General features: G+C 55.0%; 21 protein-coding genes. 19 read left to right on the plus strand and 2 right to left on the minus strand.

Features of this window, described 5'->3' with window-relative positions:
* Window positions 1–11 precede the first annotated feature (11 nt).
* From FKN99_RS02185 to murB, 4 genes are read left to right on the plus strand one after another with little or no spacing between them, the layout of a single operon-like run.
* Entirely contained in the window at window positions 12–221 is a 210-nt protein-coding gene (locus tag FKN99_RS02185; RefSeq protein WP_172116363.1) for a Trm112 family protein, read from the plus strand.
* Window positions 221–991, plus strand: coding sequence for a 3-deoxy-manno-octulosonate cytidylyltransferase (gene kdsB / locus FKN99_RS02190; protein WP_172116364.1), 771 nt, complete (start codon window positions 221–223; stop codon window positions 989–991). The genes FKN99_RS02185 and kdsB overlap by 1 nt, the downstream gene beginning before the upstream one ends.
* A 27-nt stretch (window positions 992–1018) precedes the next feature.
* The gene (locus FKN99_RS02195; RefSeq protein WP_172116365.1) at window positions 1019–1489 is read left to right on the plus strand and encodes a low molecular weight protein-tyrosine-phosphatase; all 471 of its coding nucleotides are present in this window, start codon (window positions 1019–1021) and stop codon (window positions 1487–1489) included.
* Entirely contained in the window at window positions 1486–2523 is a 1038-nt protein-coding gene (gene murB / locus FKN99_RS02200) for a UDP-N-acetylmuramate dehydrogenase (protein WP_319941218.1), read from the plus strand. Before FKN99_RS02195 ends, murB begins: the two co-directional genes overlap by 4 nt.
* A gap of 66 nt (window positions 2524–2589) precedes the next feature.
* Here the strand turns inward: murB and rne are convergent, their stop codons facing one another.
* A complete protein-coding gene (gene rne / locus FKN99_RS02205) occupies window positions 2590–5805 on the minus strand; it encodes a ribonuclease E (RefSeq protein WP_172116366.1) in 3216 nt (1071 codons plus the stop codon).
* 673 nt (window positions 5806–6478) lie between these two features.
* Between rne and FKN99_RS02210 the strand changes: the two genes are divergently transcribed.
* The 3 genes from FKN99_RS02210 to sppA all read left to right on the plus strand — a co-directional run bounded on the left by FKN99_RS02210 (window position 6479) and on the right by sppA (window position 9291).
* Window positions 6479–7420, plus strand: coding sequence for an RluA family pseudouridine synthase (locus FKN99_RS02210; protein ID WP_087109302.1), 942 nt, complete (start codon window positions 6479–6481; stop codon window positions 7418–7420).
* 32 nt (window positions 7421–7452) lie between these two features.
* On the plus strand, window positions 7453–8103 hold the full coding sequence (locus tag FKN99_RS02215) for an HAD family hydrolase (RefSeq protein WP_172116367.1): 651 nt from the start codon (window positions 7453–7455) through the stop codon (window positions 8101–8103).
* A gap of 63 nt (window positions 8104–8166) precedes the next feature.
* The gene (gene sppA, locus FKN99_RS02220; protein WP_172116368.1) at window positions 8167–9291 is read left to right on the plus strand and encodes a signal peptide peptidase SppA; all 1125 of its coding nucleotides are present in this window, start codon (window positions 8167–8169) and stop codon (window positions 9289–9291) included.
* A gap of 8 nt (window positions 9292–9299) precedes the next feature.
* On the opposite strand, the gene FKN99_RS02225 is transcribed toward sppA, so the two are convergent.
* Window positions 9300–9899 (minus strand): Maf family protein, encoded by a 600-nt coding sequence (locus tag FKN99_RS02225; RefSeq protein WP_172116369.1) that lies wholly within the window; start codon window positions 9897–9899, stop codon window positions 9300–9302.
* 168 nt (window positions 9900–10067) lie between these two features.
* Here FKN99_RS02225 and FKN99_RS02230 point away from each other — a divergent pair, with 168 nt between their 5' ends.
* From FKN99_RS02230 to FKN99_RS02285, 12 genes are all read left to right on the plus strand, one after another.
* Window positions 10068–10598 (plus strand): YceD family protein, encoded by a 531-nt coding sequence (locus tag FKN99_RS02230; RefSeq protein ID WP_172116370.1) that lies wholly within the window; start codon window positions 10068–10070, stop codon window positions 10596–10598.
* A 36-nt stretch (window positions 10599–10634) separates the two neighbouring features.
* A complete protein-coding gene (gene rpmF / locus FKN99_RS02235; protein ID WP_087109291.1) occupies window positions 10635–10805 on the plus strand; it encodes a 50S ribosomal protein L32 in 171 nt (56 codons plus the stop codon).
* Between the two features lie 43 nt (window positions 10806–10848).
* Window positions 10849–11868, plus strand: a complete 1020-nt coding sequence (gene plsX / locus FKN99_RS02240) for a phosphate acyltransferase PlsX (protein ID WP_172116371.1) — start codon at window positions 10849–10851, stop codon at window positions 11866–11868.
* A 196-nt stretch (window positions 11869–12064) separates the two neighbouring features.
* Window positions 12065–13024: an ACP S-malonyltransferase gene (gene fabD / locus FKN99_RS02245; RefSeq protein ID WP_172116372.1), complete on the plus strand. Its 960-nt coding sequence runs from the start codon at window positions 12065–12067 to the stop codon at window positions 13022–13024.
* Window positions 13025–13093: 69 nt separating this feature from the next.
* Window positions 13094–13837, plus strand: coding sequence for a 3-oxoacyl-ACP reductase FabG (gene fabG, locus FKN99_RS02250; RefSeq protein WP_172116373.1), 744 nt, complete (start codon window positions 13094–13096; stop codon window positions 13835–13837).
* A 124-nt stretch (window positions 13838–13961) separates the two neighbouring features.
* The gene (gene acpP, locus FKN99_RS02255; protein WP_008956801.1) at window positions 13962–14195 is read left to right on the plus strand and encodes an acyl carrier protein; all 234 of its coding nucleotides are present in this window, start codon (window positions 13962–13964) and stop codon (window positions 14193–14195) included.
* A gap of 191 nt (window positions 14196–14386) precedes the next feature.
* Window positions 14387–15625: a beta-ketoacyl-ACP synthase II gene (gene fabF, locus FKN99_RS02260; protein ID WP_172116374.1), complete on the plus strand. Its 1239-nt coding sequence runs from the start codon at window positions 14387–14389 to the stop codon at window positions 15623–15625.
* 6 nt (window positions 15626–15631) lie between these two features.
* On the plus strand, window positions 15632–16459 hold the full coding sequence (pabC, locus tag FKN99_RS02265) for an aminodeoxychorismate lyase (protein WP_172116375.1): 828 nt from the start codon (window positions 15632–15634) through the stop codon (window positions 16457–16459).
* A 9-nt stretch (window positions 16460–16468) separates the two neighbouring features.
* The gene (mltG, locus tag FKN99_RS02270) at window positions 16469–17473 is read left to right on the plus strand and encodes an endolytic transglycosylase MltG (RefSeq protein WP_172116376.1); all 1005 of its coding nucleotides are present in this window, start codon (window positions 16469–16471) and stop codon (window positions 17471–17473) included.
* A 63-nt stretch (window positions 17474–17536) separates the two neighbouring features.
* On the plus strand, window positions 17537–18190 hold the full coding sequence (tmk, locus tag FKN99_RS02275) for a dTMP kinase (protein WP_172116377.1): 654 nt from the start codon (window positions 17537–17539) through the stop codon (window positions 18188–18190).
* Window positions 18181–19167 carry a DNA polymerase III subunit delta' gene (locus FKN99_RS02280; RefSeq protein WP_172116378.1) on the plus strand — a complete coding sequence of 329 codons (987 nt, stop codon included), beginning with the start codon at window positions 18181–18183 and terminating at the stop codon, window positions 19165–19167. Before tmk ends, FKN99_RS02280 begins: the two co-directional genes overlap by 10 nt.
* A 90-nt stretch (window positions 19168–19257) precedes the next feature.
* A complete protein-coding gene (locus FKN99_RS02285) occupies window positions 19258–19590 on the plus strand; it encodes a PilZ domain-containing protein (protein WP_172116379.1) in 333 nt (110 codons plus the stop codon).
* Window positions 19591–19599: the final 9 nt, after the last annotated feature.

The following is a 19599-nucleotide window of genomic DNA, read 5'->3' on the forward strand; positions in this document are numbered from 1 at the left end:
GGGATGCATAAATGGATAAGGAACTGCTGGCAATGCTGGTTTGCCCGTTATGTAACGGCAAGCTTAAGTACGACCGCGAAGCGCAGGAACTGGTTTGTCTTTATGACGGTCTAGCGTATCCGATACAAGAAGGTATCCCGGTTATGCTGCCTGAGGAAGCCCGGGTAATGGACGCTGACGAAAAGCTCCCAACCTCACCAGGTCGCACGGGAGACCTGTAATGGCGTTTCCTGCATTTATAGCCGTTGTGCCTGCCCGCTATGGTTCAACCCGGTTGCCAGGCAAGCCACTGCTGGATATTGCTGGTGAGCCTATGGTCGCCCATGTATGGCGGCGTGCCTGTCAAAGCCAGGCGGCTCGTGTCGTTGTTGCGACCGATGATGAACGTATCCGTGATGCGATGCTGCCGTATGGGGCTGAGGTCGTCATGACGCGCGATGATCACGCCTCGGGAACGGATCGGCTTGCCGAAGTTGCCCAGGTCCTTTCTTTGGGTGAAAACGAGCTAGTGGTGAATGTGCAGGGTGACGAGCCGCTCATTCCGCCCGCGTTAATCGACCAAGTGGCACTGCGCTTGGCCGATGACGCAGAAGCCTCCATTGCGACGTTGGCTGAGCCGATTAACGATGTAGCATCACTCTTTAATCCCAATGTGGTCAAAGTAGTGCGCTCACTGCAGGGGCGGGCGCTGTATTTCTCACGTGCGCCCATCCCCTGGGATCGTGAGCAGTTCAAGCAGCAGCCTGCACTGCTTGAAACGGATGCATGGCTGCGCCATATCGGGATTTATGCCTATCGCGCGAGCTTTCTAGCCGCCTATCAGGATTGGCCGGCCTCAATGCTGGAGCAGTTAGAGCAGCTTGAACAGCTGCGCGCTTTGCAGCATGGCCATTTAATTCAGGTGGCATTGGCGTGCGAGGTTAACCCGGCAGGTGTCGACACGGCGGAAGATTTAGCTCGTGTTCGCGCGCTGTTAGCGCCATCTGGTTAATACTTTTCAACGTACAGGGAGCGCGTCGTGACGCGGGTACTTTTTGTCTGTTTAGGAAATATTTGTCGCTCGCCCACTGCCGAGGGCATTTTTCAACGCGCGCTGGAAAACGCAGGTATGAGTGAACGTGTCAGTATTGACTCTTGCGGAGTAGGCGCTTGGCACATCGGGAAAGCACCCGATTCGCGCGCTCAAGCAGCAGCCAAGCGGCGAGGTATTGACCTGAGCCAGCTATGTGCCCGGCAGCTGACCGCAGAAGATTTTCTGACATTCGATTATGTACTGGGCATGGATGACGACAATCTGCGGGCAATGCGTGCCTTGAAACCAGACGAAAGCAACGCTTATGTCGGGCTTTTCCTGGAGTTCTCTGGAACGCCGGGAGCAGAGGTTTCAGACCCTTACTATGGCGGTGAGCAGGGGTTTGAAGACGTACTTGATATGATCGAAACGGCGTCACAAGGGTTAATCCAGCACCTGAAAAGTGACCGCGTGTGACAGCTTCAGCCCTTAAAAACTCGGCTTGTCTCATTAACGAACGCGTGGATCTTTCATCGTCCAATACGTTACGTTTGCCCTGCGTGACTGATTATTACGCTGAACCCACCACGCTAGACGCCTTACGTGCGACGCTTGCTATCGCCCATCATCAGTGCTGGCCGGTAACGCTTTTGGGCGGGGGGAGCAACGTGCTTTTGCCGCCGCGCTTAACAGGGATTGCGATACGCCCGGCACTACGGCAGTGGTGGCTGACCTCGGCGGGTAATAATGTGTTGGCGCATGTGGGGGCTGGCGTTAACTGGCATACGCTGGTGCTCAATATGGCGGCCCGAGGGTTCTGGGGAATTGAAAACCTGGCGCTGATTCCGGGTGATTGTGGTGCAGCCCCCGTGCAAAACATCGGCGCCTATGGCGTTGAGCTTGCCGATAGCCTTCAGGCCGTGCAGGTCATGGAGATTGCGACAGGAAGCACGCGTTGGCTTGAGAATGCTGAGTGTGCGTTTGGCTACCGCGATAGCCTTTTCAAGGGTGCGCTGTGTGATCGTGTCGTGATTACTCGGCTGGTATTGCGGCTTTCCAGGCAGCCCGCACCGAAGGTTCACTATGGCGATCTTGCCTCGCGCTTGCCGAATGCGCCCACCCCGTTGGATGTTGCAGAGGCAGTGGCAGCTATTCGTCAGGAAAAATTGCCAGACCCGGGGCAGCTTGCCAATGCAGGCAGTTTTTTCAAGAATCCCATTGTTTCAGATCAGCAAGGGCAGACGCTATTGGCCCGCTATCCTGACATGCCACATTTCCCTTTAGGCGAAGGAAAGACCAAATTGGCGGCCGGTTGGTTGATTGATCAGTGCGGTCTTAAAGGTGTATGTGAGGGCGAATTTGGCGTGCATGACCGCCAGGCGTTAGTGTTGGTTCATTTTGGCGGCGGTGACCGTAAGGGTTTGCTGCGCTTTGCAGGCAAGATTATCGACCGTGTGCATGCTCGTTTTAATGTACAGCTGGAGCCGGAGCCACGTTTGGTTCAAGGTTGATAAATACATGAGCACTAACGCATAAAAAAACCCCGCCAGGCGGGGTTTTTTTACGCAGTCAGCAAATTACTCTTTGCTGGCTTCTTGTGCCTGCTTGCGCAGCTCACGAGGGTCGTTATGCGCACGGGTACGGCGACGACGCGGCTTGGGTGCTTCTTCAGCCACTTCTTCGGCGACAGGTGCGTCTACCGATTTAGCGGCGTGTGGCGCAACGTCAACGTTAGTGGCGTCAGGCTGCACATCTTCCTGGGCAAGCGATTTGTCGGCAGGTACGTTATCCGCAGGTGTGCTGCTTTCTACAGGTTTCTCGTCTGCCAACGCATTGACCGGTGCCAACTGCTGGGGTTCATCGGCTACGCCGCTTTCGGCCAATTCAGTGGGCGATGGCGCGAGCGTAGTATCGACGTTGCTACTTGCGTCGCTTTCGAGCTTTTCATCGGTCTGCTGCGGAAGAGATATGACATCGTCACTCTTCGCTTCATCTGCCGTTTTCGGTTCATCTTCCGGGACCGGTGCGCTTTCAGGCTCGGCAGCTGCGGGCGTCTCTTGCTGGGCCGGTGCTGTTGCTTCAGTTGGCGCAACGTCATGCTCGGCGACTTTCGGAGAGGGCTGTTCCGCTTTAAGTGTTTCGGCGGGTTCAACTGCCGCTACCGGAGTAGTTTCGTCAGCAGCGCTAACGCCGGTATTTTCCGCGTCTTGAGGCTTGGCACTTTCCTGAGCTGCTTCCTGAGCTGGTGCTTGAGCTGGTGCTTGAGAAAGTTCCTGAACGGTTTCCTGAGTGTTTTCCTCAGCGGTCGCTTGATGCGAGTGGCTGTCAGCGTGATTGCTATCTGCAATGCTGCTGGCAGGCGAAGCTTCGGCTTGCGTTTCAGGCAACTGTGCAGAGGCTTCAGAAAGGCTTTCGTGAGCGACTTCCTGTTTCGGTGCTGCAGCTTCGGGCGTTTCCGCCGCTGGGGCTGTAGCGTCTGCGTGCGTGGCCTCTTCGGCTGCCTGGGCCTGCAGCTTTAACTGCTCGGCTTCCGCCTGGGGGCTGACTGCCTGCTTGCGTGAACGGTTGCGCGGGTTGTTGCGCGTACGCTTCGGTTTGCCATCATCCTGGGGAGTCGGCTGCTCTGCGTTGTTTTGCGCAGCTTCTTTTGCCGGTTTATTGTCGCGTTGAGTCTCTCGACGTGACTCTTTTTGAGGCGCTTTCTTCGATGTATTCAGACTTTCGTCTTTTGCGGGAGAGGTCTCTTTCTGATTCTGGCGGCTGTTTTTGCTGCCACTCTCCTGCGTTTTAGCCTCGTCCTGTTGCTGGTTCCGGCGCCGATTGCGAGTGCGAGAAGGGCCGCTGCGCTTATCGTTGGCTTCTTCGCTGGCATCGACATTGGCATTTCGCGACGGGGTCTGCCGCTGATCTGCCTTGCTGTTTTCGGTGCGCTCGCTACGGGCAGGACGCTGTTTCGTCTCACTGCCTAATGGGGCCGGTTTCTGTTGGCTGCGCTCGGCTTGTTTACGTGGCGCAGGCGCTTCTGGCTTGCTAGTAGGGGCTTCGGCTGGGCTGTTGTCATCGCTGCCCAGTAGCTTTGCAAACCCGCGGATAAAGCGCCCAATAACGCTGGGTTGCTCATCGTTGGTAGCAGGTACGGTGGCCTTGGCTGCTGCTGGCTCGTCCGTCTGTAGTGAGGCGGGGGCGGGGGCATTATGAGCAATGCTCTTAACTGCCGCTTCAGCGCGCTGTGTGGGCGGCGAGAAGTTGGGGTTGGGCTCTTTGCCTACTTCGGTATCGGTAGATAGCTCGAAGCTTGACAGTGTTTGAGTGTCATCTTCATCTAAATGGTCATCGCGTAAACGCTGCACGTCATAATGAGGCGTATGCATTTCCGGATTGGGTAGCAGTACAACGCGTACCTCTTGTCGTGACTCAATATCGGCCAGTACGCTACGTTTTTCATTGAGCAGATAGGTAGCAACAGGTACGGGCAGAATCGCACGAATTTGTGCGCTACGCTCTTTCATGGCCTCTTCTTCGATAAGACGCATGATCGAGAGCGAGAGCGAACGGACATCGCGGATGGTGCCCTGACCATTACAGCGCGGGCAGACCACACCGCTGGTTTCGCCCAGTGAAGGGCGCAGGCGCTGGCGAGACATCTCCATCAAGCCAAAGCGTGAAATGCGCCCAATCTGTACCCGTGCGCGGTCAAGCTTCAAAGCGTCGCGCATGCGGTTTTCGACTTCGCGCTGATTGCGTGCCGGGCCCATGTCGATAAAGTCAATCACCACCAGGCCGCCAATGTCCCGAAGGCGCAGCTGGCGGGCGATTTCATCGGCCGCTTCAGAATTGGTCTGAAGGGCGGTTTCTTCAATATCGCTGCCGCGGGTCGCTCGGGCGGAGTTGATGTCGATTGAAACCAGTGCTTCGGTATGGTCGATAACGATCGAGCCGCCAGACGGGAGTTTTACCTCGCGCTGATAGGCTGTTTCGATCTGTGACTCAATTTGAAAGCGCGAGAAGAGCGGCACTTCATCCGCATAGAGTTTGATTTTTTGCTGATATGACGGCATTACCTGACGGATAAAGCCTAGTGCTTCAGCATGAATCTCAGGGCTGTCAATGAGCACTTCGCCGATATCCTGGCGCAGGTAATCCCGCATGGCCCGGATAATAACGTTGGATTCGCGGTAAATCAGGAACGGAGCAGGGCGCTTGGCGGCCTCTGTGGTGATTGATTCCCATACCTGGGCCAGATAATCCAGGTCCCACTGAAGCTCTTCGGGATTACGGCCAATGCCCGCCGTGCGCACGATGAGACCCATCTTGTCAGGTACGGTGAGCTGACCCATGGCGTCTTTTAGCTGGCTGCGCTCTTCGCCCTCAATGCGGCGAGAAATACCGCCTGCACGAGGGTTGTTGGGCATAAGCACCAAAAAGCGGCCTGCCAGGCTAATAAAGGTCGTTAAGGCTGCGCCTTTGTTGCCGCGCTCTTCCTTGTCCACCTGCACGATAACTTCCTGGCCCTCTTTCAGTACCTCTTTAATACTGGGGCGGCCAGATACGTCTTTAAGAAAGTATTCGCGGGAGATCTCCTTGAGCGGTAGAAAACCATGGCGCTCTGCACCAAAGTCAACGAAGGCCGCTTCAAGGGAGGGTTCCACGCGGGTAATTTTGCCGCGGTAAATATTGGCTTTTTTCTGCTCTCGTGCACCTGATTCAATATCCAAATCGTACAGGCGTTGTCCATCAACCAGCGCGACCCGAAGCTCTTCGGGTTGGGTCGCATTGATAAGCATCCGTTTCATGTTGTCTCGCATAGCGTTGCGCGCCGACGGACCGTCTAAGGAGTGACGTAGACGAATCGGTGGGTGCTGCGTGCTTGTGCTCGGCGCATGGTTATGCTGACGCGGCAAGCCAGGAAGGTTTTAACCGACCCGGCTGACAGGTTGAGTACGTGGCGGAGGCAGGACGTGTTTCGGTGGCTGTCACGTCCATCCGGCCCTGCTGACACCGCCTACACCTAGCATTCATCGATTCGTCAACGCCGGTCGTCGGCACAGCGTTGAACTTGTCGCCCAGAAGTGACCAGCGCCTTGTGACGAAAAGACGGGGCAGTTCTGGGCGTGGCGTTTTATTCAGCATTCGCTTGCCGTTGTGGGCTAAGCGTTAGCAAATCTGTCGACATCATACGGGCGACAGAGTGACTGCATTTTAATACGTTAAGATTCGGGCAATGCGTACACTGGCGCCGCTTCTTGTGCTCAGGCCTGCGTGTTAGTCGGGCAGGCGCTTTTAGCTAAACGTGGTAGTAGCACTTGTGAAAACTGTAATACTCGACAAGCTGCCCACGCTTAGTAGTGAACGATTTGGAATATAACAGTAAAGACAACTACCAGCAATTGACGCAATGCCCTTGGGTCTACGTTAGAATGCCGTTTTTAGCCTGGCATCATAGAGACACAGCAGGAGTGCGCGGCAATGGCCGAAGGGCGTGAAGTACAGTGGGTGGATATCGCCCCTGAACAGGCAGGTCAAAGAATTGACAATTTTTTGATGACTCGCCTGAAAGGTGCTCCTAGAGCATTGATATACCGCATCGTGCGTAAAGGTGAAGTGCGGGTTAATAAAAAGCGCGTCAAGGTGGACTACCGTCTCCAGGCGGGTGACCTGGTCCGGGTGCCGCCATTACGTTTGGCGCCGCGTGAGGCGGTGAAGGAAGTCAGCGATAATTTGCGTGACGTGTTAGTAGGTAGCGTCATTATGGAAGGCCCTGACTGGATGGTGCTTAATAAGCCTTCTGGCTTGGCGGTGCATGGGGGGAGCGGGGTTAAAATCGGGTTGATTGAAGCACTGCGTCAGGTGCGGGATGATTTGAGCTTTTTGGAGCTTGTTCATCGGCTTGATCGCGATACCTCTGGCTGCTTGTTGCTGGCAAAGTCTCGTGATGCCTTGGTGACACTTAACGAGTCGTTAAAAAAACATGGCATGGACAAGCGTTATCTGGCGCTTGTGAGCGGTCGCTGGCCTGCACGTAAAACCTATGAAAGTGCGCGTCTTGACCGATTCGACGCAGGCAACGGTGAGCGTAGAGTGCGGGTAGATCCAAACGGCAAGGTATCGCGCACCCATTTTGCGGTTGTTGAAACCTTTGAGAAAGCCACGCTGATTGAAGCCGAGCCGGTGACCGGGCGAACACATCAAATTCGCGTTCATGCGACTCATGCGGGGCATGCGCTGCTTGGGGATGATAAGTACTCGACACGTGAAAGTGCGCACTTGACGAAACAGCTAGGCGTTAGTCGTCTGTTTCTGCATGCCCGCTCGCTAACGTTTCCGGAACCTACCAACGGCCGCCCAGTGACCGTTAAGGCGCCGTTGCCAGAAGTTCTGGAAGACGTGCTCAAGCGTGCTCGGCAATAAATGTACGGGCAGTGAAGTAATAAGGGGCGGTAATGCGTTACGAGCTGATTATTTTTGATTGGGACGGCACCCTGATGGATTCGGTGTCGAAAATTGTTGCCTGTATGCAGGCAGCGGCCCAGGAGGCTGAGTGGGGCGAGCTGGACGTCGCGGCAATTAGAGATATTATCGGCCTGGGGCTCCCTGAAGCCATCGCCACGCTGTGTCCGGGCATCGGTCCTGCTCAGGCTGAACGCTTGCGTCAGCGCTATGCACATCAGTTTGTGCATGGAAACACAACGCCCATGCCGTTTTTTAATGGGGTCGAGGCGCACGTAGCGCGACTTCGCGAGCGCGAACAGCAGCGTTTGGCCGTTGCCACGGGTAAAAGCCGCCGTGGCCTTGATCGGGTTTTCACTGAAACGGGAAGTGGGGGCTGGTTTCATGCTAGTCGCACTGCAGATGAAACACGTTCAAAGCCACACCCACAAATGCTGAATGAGTTGCTTCTAGAACTTGACGTTCCCGTGGAGCGTGCAGTGATGGTAGGCGATACGGAATATGACCTGGAAATGGCGCGGGCCATCGGCATGGATCGTGTGGCAGTAACGTACGGTGTTCATACGCCAGCGCGGCTAGCGGCAAGCCAGCCCAAGTGGGTCGCTCATAACGTTGAAGATCTTTTTGGCTGGCTGCATGGATAGAGGATGCGACGTTGGGTGGATGGTCCATCATCTGGCGTCCCTAAACTCAAAAAAGGATGGTATATGAGTGATGATTGGCGCCGCAGTGATGCCAGCGGATACCAACAGCCTGAGGACAACCCTACGCCTGATCGTTCAAGTCAGGATCGCTGGACGCAGGGTCCTGACGTGGCGGCTTATAAAGATGAGGCTGCTGCGGTGGGGGCGGCAGGCGATGATGCTGAAACGCTGCGTGAGCGGCAGCGCTTGGCCCAGGTTGAAATGATGGATCGCTGGATTGGCGGCGTGTTAACGGAGCAGCGTCGTACACGGCGTTGGAAGTTGTTTTTCCGTTTTATGACGCTCTTTTTGGTACTGGCGTTAGTCGCGACTGTTGTATATAACGCTTTTTGGGCCGCAACGGGCGATGCGTCTACCCTGCAGCGTCACTTGGGCATCGTAGACGTTAATGGTGTTATTGCCAGTGATGCTCCAGCGAATGCCGAGCGTATCATTCAGGGATTAAATCGCGCCTGGGAATCAGATAATACCGAAGCCGTTGTGCTGCATATTGATAGCCCTGGTGGCAGCCCGGTTCAATCGCAGCGTATTTATGCGGAAATCATGCGCCTGCGCGAACAGGGTGATAAGCCGATTCTGGCGGTTATCGAGGATATCGGTGCGAGTGGGGCGTATTATATCGCCTCGGCAGCCGATGAAATCATTGCTTCACCGGCAAGCCTGGTGGGCTCGATTGGGGTTATTTATGCAGGATTTGGCTTTCAGGATGCGATCAGCCAGATAGGCGTGGAGCGCCGTGTGTTAACGGCGGGCGAGAACAAGGCATTTTTGGACCCGTTTCAGCCGCTTGATGAAGAGGCGCAGGCATTCTGGCAGAGTGTGTTGACGCAAACACATCAGCAATTTATGAATGACGTTCGTGCTGGGCGAGGCGATCGGCTAAGCGACCAGCCTGATATATTCTCTGGGCTTATCTGGAGTGGCGAGCAGGCGCTTGAGCTTGGCCTGGTGGACCAACTGGCAAGCCTTGAAGAAGTGGCGCGCGATCAGGTGGGGGAGGCGAGTTGGGAAGATTATACGCCGCGCCTTGACCCGTTCGATCGGTTGACGCGACGCTTTTCCCAAGTGGCGGCGGAGGCGCTTGGCCTTAAAGCGGCTCACTCGCCGCTACGCTATCAGGCACAATAAGCTCGAGCTTAACCGTCAAGTGGGTCCATGCCCACTTGGCGTAGCATATTACACAGCGCAATAAGCGGAAGCCCAATCAGGGCGTTCGGATCACGCCCTTCTAGCGCCTCAAATAGCGTGATGCCCAGTCCTTCCATTCGAAAGCTGCCAGCGCTGTCCAGTGGCTGCTCAAGGGTGACGTAGCGCTCAATTTCGCGTGTGGTCAGCTGCCGAAAGATAACGTCGAAAGGCTCTATGTGGGTGTAGTGGCGTTGCCTTTGGGTATCAAGCAGCGCTAACCCGGTTAAAAAAGTAACGCGCTGACCTGAAAAACGCGCCAGGTTGGCGCAGGCGCGTTCCTGGGTGTGAGGCTTGCCCAGTATGTCGCCTTCAAAGAGTGCTACCTGGTCTGAGCCGATGATGTAGTGATTGGGGAAGTGGGGCGCCACGGCGTTGGCTTTGCTGAGCGCTAAACGATGTACAAGTGCCCTGGGGGACTCATTGGCACGAGGTGTTTCGTCAATATCAGGCGAATAGCACTGATAGGGAAGCTGTAAGCGTTCCAACAGCTCTCGTCGCCAGCGCGAGCTTGAGCCCAGCACCAGCGATGCGTTTTGAGTAAGCGGCACGCCATTTCTCCTAAGCGATTTGGAATAAAAGGGGAGTGTAGCGAAAGCCAGCGGGCGTGCCTAATTTGCGGGTGTGGGCGATAAGTCATGGGGAAATGTGCGATAAACCATGAAGAATTGAGTTGAAGCTTTGACACCAGCGGGGGGAGTGCCTATCATTGCGCGCCTATGTTGACCTCACAACTCCCCAGCCGGGTTGAGCCTTATAAGCTTGCAGCCCGCCGCGAACGACTAGAAGGCGTAGTGGCACTGAATTCGTTGCCACGGCTTGCCGAAGAGGCAGGTGACCAAACGGGCGACTGTCATGTTGTCCTTGAGTTTGGTGTGGATGCCCAAGGTCGTCGTGAAATTCGTGGCCATTTGCAAGCGATACTGGCATTGCCATGTCGTCGTTGCCTGGTGCCGCTGAGCCAAGACGTGTCCAGTGACTTCCTGCTTGGAATGATCAGTGACGAGGCCTTGGCCGCCGAGCTGCCTGCCAGTCATGAACCGGTGCTGGTGGAAAAAGAACAGCTGGATCTACTAACGGTAGTTGAGGATGAGCTTATTCTCAGTCTGCCGCAGGTGGTCTATCACGATGAGACCGAATGCCATGTCTCGGCGGAGCAGCTGGTCAGCAAGACAGACGGCACGTCAGAAGAAGCGACGCCGGCCACGAACCCTTTCGCAGTGCTTAATGCCTTAAAGGGCAAAAAGTAAGCGTTATTTACCCTACACACCCTGGAGTAAACACCCATGGCAGTTCAAAAGAACCGTAAGACTCGTTCCAAGCGCGGTATGCGTCGTAGCCACGACGCGCTGAGTGCGCCGACGCTGTCTCAGGACAAAGAAACCGGTACGACGCACCTGCGTCACCATGTTGCTGCAGATGGTTTCTATCGTGGTCGCAAGGTGGTTGAGGTATAAGCCTTAACTATCTTGTTAAGCGGCCAAATAGAGTGGGTGCTGCATGCGCCTAGCGATTGATGTGATGGGAGGCGATCAAGGCTCCCATGCGGTTATCGAAGGCTCTGCAAGAGCAGTGATTGAACATCCTGGTCTTGAATTGACTCTGTTTGGTCCGCGTCAGCATATTATTGCTGAGCTTTCACGCTTGCCGCAGCCTCTGGCTGCGGCAGCGTCACGTTTAGCGGTTAGTGATGCCCCTTTAAGCATCTCTCAGGCCTCCAGTGCTGCCTGGGCGCTTCGTCATGGCCAGGCAAGCAGTATGGCGTGTATGTTGCGGAGTCTTCGGTTGGGCGAGTCAGTCGCTGGCGTAAGCACGGGCAATACGGCTGCGTTGGTCGCGCTTGCTCGTCGTGAGCTGGGAACGCTTAAAGGTATTTCACGGCCTGCTATTAGTACTGCGATTCCGGCCCGCTATGGCCGCCGCTGCTATTTACTGGATTTGGGCGCGAACGTGGATTCGCCCGCGCACCGGTTGGTTGATTTTGCCGTCATGGGTGCTGCCATGGCGCAGTGCGTTGATAATGTAAGCCTGCCCCGTGTCGCGCTGCTTAATGTGGGGGCGGAAGCTACCAAGGGGAGTGCGAATGTGCGCGAAGCAGACCGGCTTCTGCGCGAATATCCTGATGCGTCCGCCTTTGCCTATCAGGGGTATGCCGAAGGTGGTGATCTTTTTGAAGGCAAGCTTGATGTGGTGGTGTGTGATGGCTTTGTCGGGAATGCCGTACTCAAAGCAAGCGAAGGTTTGACTCGTATGCTGGTTGAGCGTGTCCAAATGGCGTTTGAATCGCGCCTAAGCGGTCGTTTGGCAAGCCTACTGGCCAAGCCTGTGTTGCGCTATCTAAAGCAAGAATTAAACCCTGTGCGCTACAATGGAGCAAGCCTGCTTGGTTTGAAGGGCATCGTGGTGAAAAGCCATGGTGGTACCCAAGCGGAGGGTTTTTATTATGCGATCCAGCGTGCTGTACATGAGGTGGAGCATAATCTACCCGCGCGTATGGCAGGGCGTTGGGAGCGCCGTTAATACCATTTTCAGTCATTAAGGAAGGCGCTTATGTGTACACCATGGTGTAGGGTATGGGCGCAGAGTGCTACTAGGTAAAGTGCTCGATAATAAAAGGTTAGAACTTATTTTGCGGGCTATGGGTGACAGCAGGATGTAGCCATAGCCACGCTTATCGCTCAAATGAGCAAATGCCTAAAGAGCAAAGGTGAACGACATGTCTCAACCCCTTGCCCTCATTTTTCCCGGGCAAGGCTCTCAGCAGCTTGGAATGCTGCGTGAGCTAGCCGAACGCTATAGTGTAGTGGGAACAACATTTGAGGAAGCTTCGGATGCACTTGGTTACGACTTGTGGAAAGTCGTCCAGGAAGGCCCCGAGGCCGCGCTAAACGCGACCGCTTGCACGCAGCCTGCGCTGCTTTCTGCTAGTGTTGCAATTTGGCGGGTGTGGCAGGAGCTTGAAGGGCCTCGGCCTACTGTCATGGCCGGGCACAGCCTAGGTGAATATAGCGCCATGGTGTGTGCGGGTGTGATGAGCTTTGCTGAAGGCGTTCAGTTGGTTCGCCTTCGCGGCGAAGCCATGCAGGACGCTGTACCGGTCGGTGAGGGCGGTATGGCGGCTATTCTCGGCTTGGAAGATAGTGCGGTTGAAGCCGCTTGCGCCAGTGCTGCGCAGGGGGATATTGTTTCGGCCGTTAATTATAATTCGCCGGGCCAGGTCGTGATTGCCGGAAGTGCCGCTGCGGTTGAGCGGGCGATTGTGGCGTGTCAGGAGGCGGGTGCCAAGCGTGCAATGGCGCTGCCGGTTTCGGTGCCTTCGCATTGTGAACTGATGCGTCCAGCAGCCGAGCGTTTGGCCGCCGCTATGGAAAGTGTCGAATTTCGAGCGCCACGTTACACGGTTATTCAGAACGTAGATGCGCAGGCGCGTGCCGACATTGATACGCTGCGTACGCGGTTGATCGAACAGCTTTATCAGCCGGTGCGTTGGGCGGCATGCGTTGAAGCCATGGCTGCTCAGTCTGTTAATGTGTTTATTGAGTGTGGCCCAGGTAAAGTGCTGACAGGGCTTAACAAGCGCATTGTCCGTGGCGCTAAAGGGTTGGCAGTCAATGACCCTGACAGTCTGGATGCGGCGCTTGAACTGGCACGTGAAGCGCAGGCTAGTGACGCCTAGTTCGCTGAGATTTTCGCTATCCTTGCTTATTTACGTGGTTAAAAAGCCAATAGTTAAAGGCAAAAAATTATGACGCAAGAACGCCGAGTTGCGCTTGTTACTGGTGCCAGTCGTGGTATTGGTCGAGCGATTGCTCACGAGCTGGGCCGTCAGGGCCGTATCGTGATCGGAACCGCGACCAGTGAGTCCGGGGCACAAAAAATTGATGCCGATTTGCAGCAAAACGGCATTGAGGGTGCTGGCCTTTGCCTTAATGTGACGGACCAGGCAAGCATTGATGACGTGCTTAAGGTCATCACGGAGCGCTTTGGTGCGCCGACAATTTTAGTTAATAACGCCGGTATTACGCGTGATAATTTATTGATGCGCATGAAAGAGGATGAGTGGGATTCGGTGATGGATACCAATCTCAAGTCCGTCTATCGTGTAAGCAAGGCGTGCCTACGAGGCATGACCAAAGCGCGTTTTGGACGTATCGTGTCCATCAGCTCTGTAGTGGCGACCATGGGTAACCTTGGCCAGACTAACTATGCGGCTGCAAAAGCGGGTATGGAGGGTTTTAGCCGTGCGTTGGCACGTGAAGTGGCTTCACGTGCAATTACCGTTAATGCGGTAGCACCAGGCTTCATTGCCACCGATATGACCGAAGCGTTGCCGGAAGCACAGCATGAAATGCTGCTGAAGCAAATTCCGTTGGCTCGTCTGGGCGGCCCGGAAGAGATAGCCGCCGCTGTCGGTTTTCTTACCAGTGATGCTGCAGGTTACATTACCGGTGAGACGCTGCATGTGAATGGCGGCATGAATATGCGTTGATGGCCTTAGGCTTAGCGGTTGCGTCTGCCTAAGGGCGTCTATAAACTACCCCGCAGCTTTTGGCTTGCGGTTTCCAAATAGCTGGTTATCCAAAACGGCTAATGTGAACGACTGGAGTACGTTAATGAGTACTATTGAAGAGCGCGTTAAGAAAGTTGTGGCAGAGCGCCTGAACGTTAAAGAAGAAGACATCCAGAACAGCTCTTCTTTCACTGAAGACTTGGGTGCTGACTCGCTTGACACTGTTGAGCTGGTAATGGCTTTGGAAGAGGAATTCGATACTGAAATTCCTGATGAAGAGGCGGAAAAAATTACGACAGTTCAGGAAGCCATCGACTACGTAAACGCCCACCAGTAAGGGCAAGTTGGTGCATCAAACGAGGGTGTGGTGCTAGCACCCCCCTTAAAAGCCGCCCTTTTAACGGGCGGCTTTTTTGCTTTGTGCTTCACCGTAAACATAACGTTCAATCTCCGTTATACTAGGCACCTAATTTCTGCTGAAAATGACCCGGATGGGTCGAGTCACCATGGATGCCTGGAGGAAAGCTAATGGCGCGAAGAAGGGTAGTGGTAACTGGGTTAGGCCTGGTGACCCCAGTGGGCAATAGCGTGGATGAAACGTGGGCGAATATTACGGCCGGTAAGAGCGGCATAGCGCCCATTGAGCACTTTGATACAAGTAGCTTCAATACACGCTTTGGTGGTTCGGTTAAGAATTTTGATATTAGCCCTTATCTGAATCCCAAAGAAGCCCGCAAAATGGACCTGTTCATTCAGTACGGCATGGCGGCTGGCGCGCAGGCAATTCAGGATGCTGGTATTACCTGTACAGAAGAGAATGCACCGCGTATCGGGGTGGCCATGGGGTCAGGCATTGGTGGCCTGCCCATGATCGAGCATAACCACAATGCGCTTAATAAGGGCGGCGCTCGTCGCGTATCACCTTTTTTCGTGCCGGGCTCCATCATCAATATGATCTCGGGCAATTTGGCGATTCAACATGGCTTTCAAGGCCCTAACATCGCTATTACCACCGCATGTACCAGCGGTACGCACAATATTGGCTATAGTGCACGTACGATTGCCTATGGTGATGCGGATGTCATGATCTGCGGTGGTGCTGAAATGGCAACGACGCCACTTGGCCTAGGAGGCTTCTCTGCCGCCCGAGCGCTTTCAACGCGTAATGATAATCCCGAAGCAGCAAGCCGTCCTTGGGATAAAGATCGCGATGGCTTTGTTCTCTCGGATGGTGCCGGTGTACTGGTACTCGAAGAGTACGAGCATGCCAAGGCACGTGGCGCGAATATCTATGCCGAGCTTGTCGGGTTTGGTATGAGTGATGATGCCTATCACATGACGGCACCGCCTGAAGATGGTCGCGGGGCTGCGCTTTCCATGAGCAATGCGATTAAAGATGCTCAAATGGACCCTTCCGAGGTGCACTATATTAACGCGCATGGAACCTCCACGGCCGCTGGCGACCTTGCAGAAAGCCGTGCTGTTGAACGGGTGATGGGCAGTGCCGCTCAGGATGTGGCGGTAAGTTCTACCAAGTCCATGATTGGCCATTTGTTAGGAGCTGCTGGCGCTGTTGAAGCGGTGTTTAGCATCCTGGCCATTCGTGATCAGGTGGCACCTCCAACCATTAACCTGGATAACCCTCAGGAAGGCTGCAATCTGGATTATGTGCCGCACACGGCGCGTAACATGCGCATTGATGTTGCCTTGTCCAACTCGTTTGGGTTCGGCGGCACCAACGGCTCGCTGCTGTTTAAAAAGGTATAACGCAAGATGACCCTGCCTCAGGTGCCGTTTGATGATCGCGGGCTGGCGTATGGGGACGGCGTGTTCGAAACGGTGCTGCTGCGTAACGGTAAACCGGTGCTGTGGGCATACCACGTAGCGCGGTTGGTGAAGGGGTGTCAGCGGCTCGGCATTCCAGTTCCCTGCCAAGAGGAGATTGATGCCACTTGGCAGGGAAACGCCACGGCACCGCTTGAAGTATTAAAACTGATTGTTACACGGGGTAGTGGTGGAAGGGGGTATGCATTACCTGATACACCAACACCCCGTTTGCTAAGTCGGCGGACTTCTTTCGCCCCTATGGTTGAGCGCTGGAAAAGCGGCGTGACGGTGCGTATCTGCCGCATACGCTTGGCTCACCAACCGGCTTTAGCTGGTATCAAGCATTTAAACCGCCTCGAAAATGTAATGGCACGACAAGAGTGGCAGGATGTGTCGATTGCCGAAGGTTTGCTGGCGGACGCTCAGGGGCAGTTGATCGAGGCGACCAGCATGAACCTGTTTTGGCAGCAACACGGTGAGCTGTTTACGCCGCCACTCGATACATGTGGCGTGGCCGGTACATTGCGTGCCGCGTTAATTGCTGAAGGCGCTGTGCGCGAAGCCAATCTAACCCTTGAAGCCTTACCCGCCGTTGAGCGCGCTTGGGTGGCGAACTCCGTACAGGGGGTATGGCCAGTGGCGACGTTATTGTCTGAAGATGCGGATTGTCTGCAGCGTTGGCCGATTAATCAGCCCGATAAGTTCCAAACACAGGCGCATCGTCTGCTTGGCTATGCGTCAACTTATACCGCAAGCCCTGACCTATTTTGTTGAGGTGATACGTTGAAACGGTTACTGGCCGCTGTTGGAATTATTCTGGTATTGGGCGTCGTTGGCGTCGCAGGCAGCTATTTTTATTGGCAAAGCCGATTAGACGCTCCTCTTGCTTTAGAAGCCCCTGTTTTATATCAGGTGCCTGCTGGAGCAGGCTTTAATCAGGTGGTTGCGCAGTTGGAGGCGCAAGGGATTCTTGAGGATGCCTGGGCTTTTCAAGTATTGGCTCGGGTTCATCCGGAACGTATTCCCCGTCTTCGGGTGGGCGAATATGAGTTAACGCCCGGTATGAATGGGCTTGAAATGCTGGCGCTGTTAGGCAGTAACCGAGTGGTGACGTATCCGTTGACGCTTCCAGAAGGACGCTCATTCAGTCAACTACGCGACCTACTCAATAACGCGCCCAAGCTGGAGCATCGCACGGCGGAGTTGAGCGATGAAGAAATAATGACCTTGCTGGATAGAGAAGGCACCTTTCCAGAAGGCTGGTTTTTCCCCGATACGTACCGCTACCACCTGGGTATGAGTGACGTCGATATTTTGCGCCAAGCGTTGGTGCGGATGGAAAACATTTTAGAAGAGGTATGGGCCGCACGCTCGGATGACCTGACCATTGAGACGCCTTATGAGGCGCTTATTATGGCATCGCTGATTGAGCGTGAAACAGGCGCGCCTGAAGAGCGGCGTGAGATCGCCGGTGTCTTTAAGCGCCGGACGGAGCAGGGCATGCGCCTGCAAACTGATCCGACCGTGATTTACGGTATGGGCGACCGGTATCAAGGGCGCATTACCTATGCCGACCTGCGTGAAGCCACGCCTTACAATACCTATGTGATTGATGGCATGCCGCCCACGCCGATTGCCATGCCGGGGCGAGCGTCGCTTGAAGCAGCGGTTGATCCTCTGCCAGGCGAGACGCTCTATTTTGTATCCAAGGGGGACGGTACACACCACTTTTCGCGTACGCTGCGTGAGCACAATAATGCAGTTAATCGCTATATTCGCAACCGCTGAACCAAAGTGTCGGTTTTTCATGAAGTTAATCTCAACGATGCACGCGTTGATTAAGGGATGGCAATGACCAAGCGGGGACGCTTTATTACGCTTGAAGGCGGTGAGGGCGTAGGTAAATCCACCAATATGGCTTTTGTGGTCGCAGCGCTGGAAGCGCAAGGTCTTGACGTGGTGAGCACCCGCGAACCGGGGGGGACGCCGCGCGCCGAGGCGATCCGCGCGCTACTGCTGGACCCTGCTCCCCAGGAGCCATTGCACGCCGATGCTGAGCTGTTACTCATGTTTGCCGCGCGAGCGCAGCATCTGGCCGAAAAAATAGTGCCTGCATTGGAGCGCGGTGCATGGGTGGTATGCGACCGCTTTACTGACGCGACCTTTGCCTACCAGGGCGGCGGGCGGGGTATGTCGGTTGAACGCATTGCTCAGCTTGAAGCCTTTGTGCAGAAGGGGCTAACGCCAGATCTGACGTTACTGCTTGATATGCCGTTAACGGCGGCGCAGTCGCGCCTGGAGTCACGGCTTAACAGTCAAAATGAGCAGCGTGACCGCTTTGAGCAAGAGCGGGGCGAGTTCTTTCAAGCCGTCCGTGACGCCTACCTGGAGCGTGCCAGCGCTGAGCCTAAGCGCTTTGCGCTCATTAATGCCCATCAGTCGCTGGTTAGCGTACAAGCCGATATTCAGGATGCGCTCGCCGAACGGATAGCGCTATGGCGTTAAGCGGTCTACTGCCTTGGCATGAGGCCACATGGCAGCAGTTGGTGCGGCTGTCAGATGAGGGGCGTATGCCCCATGCCATTTTGTTAAGTGGTGCTCACGGTGTGGGTAAGCAGCAGCTGGCAGAGGCGCTAATTGCCCGCATGTTGTGCGCAAGCCCGAGTGTGCTGGCATGCGGCCAGTGTCATAGCTGTTCCATGCTGGCGTCGGGTTATCATCCGGACCTGTTGCGGGTTTCGCCGGAAGAAGGCAAGCGCCAGATACGTATTGACCCTATCCGCGAGGTTAATCGGTTTGTCTCACAGACCGCCCAACAGGGCGGTTATCGCGTGATTGTTCTTTCACCGGCCGAGAGCATGAATATCGCCGCGGCCAATGCGTTGCTTAAAAGCCTGGAAGAGCCTGGCGCTAAAACGCTGTTTATTCTGCTTTCTGATGTGCCATCTCGGATGTTGGCGACTATTCGTTCCCGATGCCAGCAGTGGTCGTTTCCCAGTGTGCCTTTTACTGCGTGTCGCAACTGGTTAATCGAACAGTTGGGCGGTGAGGAAGAGGCGTATTTTTGGTGGCAGGTGTCGGGTGGTTTGCCGCTTTTGGCGGCTGAATTAGCTTCGCCTGAAGAGCGGGCATTGCGCCACCAGATTCATGACTGCTTTGAGCAACTGGTGCGGGGCGCTGAGCCGGTATCGGAGGCTGCACGGCTGGACCGCCAAGCGATTGACGCTATCTTGTGGTACGGTATCGCATGGCTTGAAGACTTAATTCGCTTGGGTATTTCAGGTGAAGCAAGCGTACTGCACAATCCCGATTTAGAACCCCTTTACCGCCAAGCGGTCAAAAACGGCCGTGCGCAGGATTGGTTTCGTTTGCTGGATTACGCCCGAGAACAGCGGCGCCTGTTAGCGGTTGGAGCCAATCCAAACCCGCAACTGGTGCTTGAAGCATGGTTAGTGCGTTGGGCAGCGCTACTGCGCTCATAGCGTTATTGCATTGGCTATGGATTTCAACCATCACTCTCTAGTCATGTCGTTACGATGGTGGTCATGGATTTACCGGCGAGCGAGGTTGATATGAGTATTCAAAAAGCCCTTGCCCTCGCCGTGCCTGATACGTCTACGCTATTTTCAGCTTATATGCCGTTTTTGGAGCGTGGAGGTCTATTTGTACCGACTAAAACGCCCTATGCGCTGGGTGATCAGGTCACTTTATTGCTCACGTTGCCAGGTGAGTGTGAGCGCATGACGGTTTCGGGTGATGTCGTATGGGTATCGCCTGACGAGATAAGTAGCCAGCGTGTCGCGGGAATTGGCGTTCATTTTAGCTTTAAGGATAGCGCTCTGCGCGAGCGCATCGAAATGCTGCTGGAAGCTGATGATCATACGGCTCCTTCATTGACGCTTTAGCGTTATCCC

It is taken from the genome of Halomonas hibernica (assembly GCF_013183775.1).
Taxonomy (GTDB): domain Bacteria; phylum Pseudomonadota; class Gammaproteobacteria; order Pseudomonadales; family Halomonadaceae; genus Vreelandella; species Vreelandella citrativorans.